General features: G+C 60.2%; 4 protein-coding genes. 3 read left to right on the top strand and 1 reads right to left on the bottom strand.

Annotation, left to right across the window (positions count from 1 at the left end):
- Positions 1 to 214: 214 nt before the first annotated feature.
- A complete protein-coding gene (locus tag EOA86_RS25525) occupies positions 215 to 1,630 on the bottom strand; it encodes a D-alanyl-D-alanine carboxypeptidase (protein WP_128344214.1) in 1,416 nt (471 codons plus the stop codon).
- A 318-nt stretch (positions 1,631 to 1,948) separates the two neighbouring features.
- On the opposite strand from EOA86_RS25525, the gene EOA86_RS25520 reads away from it, so the two are divergent.
- The 3 genes from EOA86_RS25520 to EOA86_RS25510 form a co-directional block, all read left to right on the top strand.
- Entirely contained in the window at positions 1,949 to 2,278 is a 330-nt protein-coding gene (locus tag EOA86_RS25520) for a phasin family protein (protein WP_029352797.1), read from the top strand.
- 273 nt (positions 2,279 to 2,551) lie between these two features.
- Positions 2,552 to 2,878, top strand: coding sequence for an ATP-dependent Clp protease adapter ClpS (clpS, locus tag EOA86_RS25515; protein WP_029352795.1), 327 nt, complete (start codon positions 2,552 to 2,554; stop codon positions 2,876 to 2,878).
- Positions 2,879 to 2,884: 6 nt separating this feature from the next.
- A partial coding sequence (locus tag EOA86_RS25510; protein ID WP_128344212.1) for an AAA family ATPase occupies positions 2,885 to 3,976 on the top strand: 1,092 nt, incomplete at its 3' end.

Raw genomic sequence — 3,976 nt, 5'->3', positions numbered from 1 at the left:
GAAAAGACGTGCCGCCGATATCGGGGTGCAGGCGCTGCATCAGGCGGCGGATGTCCGCAAGGCGCACCGCCGCCTGATGCAGCGCCTGCACCCCGATATCGGCGGCACGTCTTTTCTGGCGGCGCGGATCAATGAAGCCAAGGACGTCTTGCTCTCCAATCACAACTAGTCTCCTTCGACGCAGAATTTTTCCGGGAGATGTTTTCGACGCCGTCTACTGCTGGACGGCGTAGCACTCGATTTTCTTTTTCTTCAGGGCGTTGCAGGCTTTCCAGGCAGCAGTCTTCGAACCAAAGCCGAACCGGGCGCGGTAATAGGTGACGCCGTCCTTTTCGAAGGCGACGGTGAAACCTGTGGCATCGGCGAGGATCGAAGGCGCCTGCTTGCTCGTCTCGTCCAGGAGAGCCTGGGCTTCGGATTGTTTTGGCGAAGAGGCGACCTGGACTGCCCAGCCGGACGGCACCGATGCCGTGTTGACGGGATCGACCGCCGCCGGTTCGGCGTAGGCTGCTGCGACCCTTGCCGTCGCGATATCGTCCGCCGTGGCCGCGGCCACTGTGTCGACCTTCTTGGTCTGAGAGACGGGCCTGGTCTGGACGACGGGGGTGGCTTCTTCAACGGCGGGGTCGGTTTCCTCAACTAGCGAGGCAATGGCATCATCGTCCGGGGCATCGTCGTCCGGCCGGCTGTCCGGCGTCGGCGCGTCGCGCTTGGGCAGGAACACTTTTGCCAGGGCGCTGATCGGGTTGCCGCCGCCGGCCTTGGCGACCAGCATGCCGCTGCCGCGCGACGACGCCTTCGGCATGTAGGTTTTGATCAATGCGGCCATCTGGTTGTCGCGGCTGCCGCCGGATTTCCCGCCTATCACCACCGCCACGATGCGGCGATCGCCGTCGTCGACCGAGGAAACGAGATTGTAGCCGGAGGCGCGGGTGTAACCGGTCTTGATGCCGTCGACGCCCTTGATGCGCCCAAGCAGGCGGTTATGGCCGTTGATGCGCCCCCGGCCGTAGAGAAAGGAACGCTGCGAGAAATAGCCGTAATACTGGGGAAAATGCTCCCGCAGCGCGATGCCGAGCACCGCCATGTCGCGCGCGGTCGTGAACTGACCGGGGTTTGGCAAGCCGTGGGCGTTGCGGAAAACGGTCCCCTTCATGCCCAGCGCCCGCGCCTTGGCTGTCATCATATGGGCGAAATTGGCTTCATTGCCGCCGAGAAGCTCGCCGAGCGCCGTCGCCGAGTCGTTTGCCGACTTGGTCACCATCGACAGGATCGCGGTCTCGACCGTGATCGCGCCGCCCCGTCTGACGCCGAGTTTCGTCGGCGGTTCGGCAGCAGCATTGGCCGAAAAGACGACCCGGGAGTTCTTGCTGATCTTGCCGTTCGCCATGGCCTCGAAGGCCAGGTAAAGCGTCATCATCTTGGTGAGCGAGGCCGGATAGCGCCGACCATCGGCATTCGAAGAATATAGCACCTTGCCGGTTTTGGCATCGATGACGATGGCCGCCGACCTCGCTGCCATGGATGAAGCAGCGTCGGCAACGACGAATGTCATCGTCAAAGCGAGGATCATGATCGTTTTCAAAGAGGACGCGGATTTGGAGAGAATGCCCGACAACGCCTGACGCACCGATAGTTCCTTTGAATTTTTTGTTGCTGGAGGCGGCAAAGGTCCTGCCTCACTTCGAGCCAAGCTATCGCGGTCAGCGTTACCAATCCGTTTATGGTAACCATCGTGTTCACCATTTTCTTCGAGCTTGAGCTTCTCTTTATTTGAATTTTAGCGATTGCCGGTGGCTGGGCCTGCACGCCGGGCCGGTCGCCCGGAACCGCGCTCGGCGAAACATTGACTTTTTGTGCAGTGCACAATATATAACTTGCATTGCACAACGCGGCCCCCGGACAGGGCGCGTCCACCGTTCAACGGCAACTGTCAAGGGAGCGTGAAATGACCCAGACCTATGAAGATTTCAGCAAATACGGCAAGGAGTTTGCCGACACCGGCTTGAAGAGCTTCGCATCCCTTTCCAAGGGTGCGCAGGCCATCGCCACCGAGGCGGGCGAGTACACCAAGAAAAGCTTCGAGGCCGGCAGCGCAGCAGCCGAGAAACTGTTGTCGGCCAAGTCGCTGGAGAAGGCGATCGAGATCCAGTCCGATTTTGCCAAGCAGTCGTACGAAGCCTTCGTCGCCGAAGCGACCAAGATAGGCGATCTCTATGCCGAACTCGCCAAAGAAGCCTATAAGCCGTTCGAATCTATCGTCGCAAAAGCGAAGTAATCTCGCTATAATGTGAAGATGGCCCTCGGGCCTGCAAGACAGACCCGGTCGCGAACGCGCGGCCGGGTTTTTTCATGGCAACTTGAAATCAGGGGGCTCTGCCGCCTTCACGATTTCGAAAATCGGCCAAGTTTGGCCACCTAGCCATATTGTCAGCTAAACAGAAGGGCTTAAAATCGTTCATCGAAGACCTACATGTCGAACTCATATGGGGATTCGAAAAGGCAAGGCTACGTGACGATTGGTTTGACTGCCATGAGAGATGTGGTGCGGATGCAAAACGGCAACGACGGCAATGAGGCCGGTCGCGGCACGGCTGTCATCACGCGCACCAAAACCAAGACCAAGAAGCCTAGCCTTTATCGGGTCCTCATTCTCAACGACGACTATACGCCCATGGAATTCGTGGTTCACGTACTGGAGCGTTTTTTCCAGAAGGACCGTGAAGCCGCCACACGCATCATGCTACATGTTCACAATCATGGAGTGGGCGAGTGCGGGGTCTATACATTCGAGGTGGCCGAGACCAAAGTGTCTCAGGTCATGGATTTCGCCCGACAGAATCAGCATCCGCTGCAATGCGTGATGGAGAAGAAGTGAGGTAACATGCCGGCTTTCTCCCAAGGCCTGGAAAAGGCGCTTCACCAGGCGCTGACGCTCGCCAATGAGCGGCACCACGAATACGCAACCCTTGAACATTTGCTGCTCGCTCTCATCGACGACACCGAGGCGGCCGCGGTCATGCGCGCCTGCAACGTCGATCTCGACGAGTTGAAGCACACGGTTCTCACCTATATCGACACCGAGCTCGACAATCTCGTCACCGGCTACGACGAGGATTCCAAGCCGACGGCCGGTTTCCAGCGCGTCATCCAGCGCGCGGTGATCCATGTGCAGTCGTCCGGCCGCGAGGAAGTCTCCGGCGCCAACGTGCTCGTTGCGATCTTCGCCGAGCGTGAGAGCCATGCCGCCTATTTCCTGCAGGAACAGCAGATGACCCGCTACGACGCGGTCAACTACATTTCGCATGGCATCGCCAAGCGTCCCGGCGCATCCGAGACGCGGTCGCCGCGCGGCGCCGACGACGAGCAGGGCGGCCAGAGCGGCGCCGAGCCGCAAGAGGACGGCGGCAAGAAAAAGCAGCAGCAGGACGCGCTCACCGCCTATTGCATCAATCTGAACAACAAGGCCAAGGCCGGCAAAATCGATCCGCTGATCGGCCGCGGGTCCGAGATCAACCGCACCATCCAGGTGCTGTGCCGCCGCTCCAAGAACAATCCGCTCTATGTCGGCGACCCCGGCGTCGGCAAGACGGCGATCGCCGAGGGCCTTGCCAAGCGCATCGTCGAGGGTGACGTGCCGGAAGTGCTGCACAACGCCACCATCTTTGCGCTCGACATGGGAACATTGCTGGCCGGCACCCGCTATCGCGGCGATTTCGAGGAGCGGCTGAAGCAGGTCGTCAAGGAACTTGAGGACTATCCGGGCGCGGTTCTGTTCATCGACGAGATCCACACCGTGATCGGGGCAGGGGCGACGTCGGGCGGCGCCATGGATGCGTCGAACCTGTTGAAGCCGGCGCTGTCGTCCGGAACGATCCGCTGCATCGGCTCGACCACCTACAAGGAGTTCCGCCAGTTTTTCGAGAAGGACCGCGCTTTGGTGCGGCGCTTCCAGAAGATCGACGTCAACGAGCCG

The organism is Mesorhizobium sp. M5C.F.Ca.IN.020.32.2.1, from assembly GCF_004023105.1.
Taxonomy (GTDB): domain Bacteria; phylum Pseudomonadota; class Alphaproteobacteria; order Rhizobiales; family Rhizobiaceae; genus Mesorhizobium; species Mesorhizobium wenxiniae.
This window is presented reverse-complemented; position numbering and strand designations above follow the sequence as displayed.

Coding starts and splice junctions, on each gene's coding strand:
- clpS (WP_029352795.1), top strand. CDS start 2,552: ATGCAAAACGGCAACGACGGCAATGAGGCCGGTCGCGGCACGGCTGTC.
- EOA86_RS25520 (WP_029352797.1), top strand. CDS start 1,949: ATGACCCAGACCTATGAAGATTTCAGCAAATACGGCAAGGAGTTTGCC.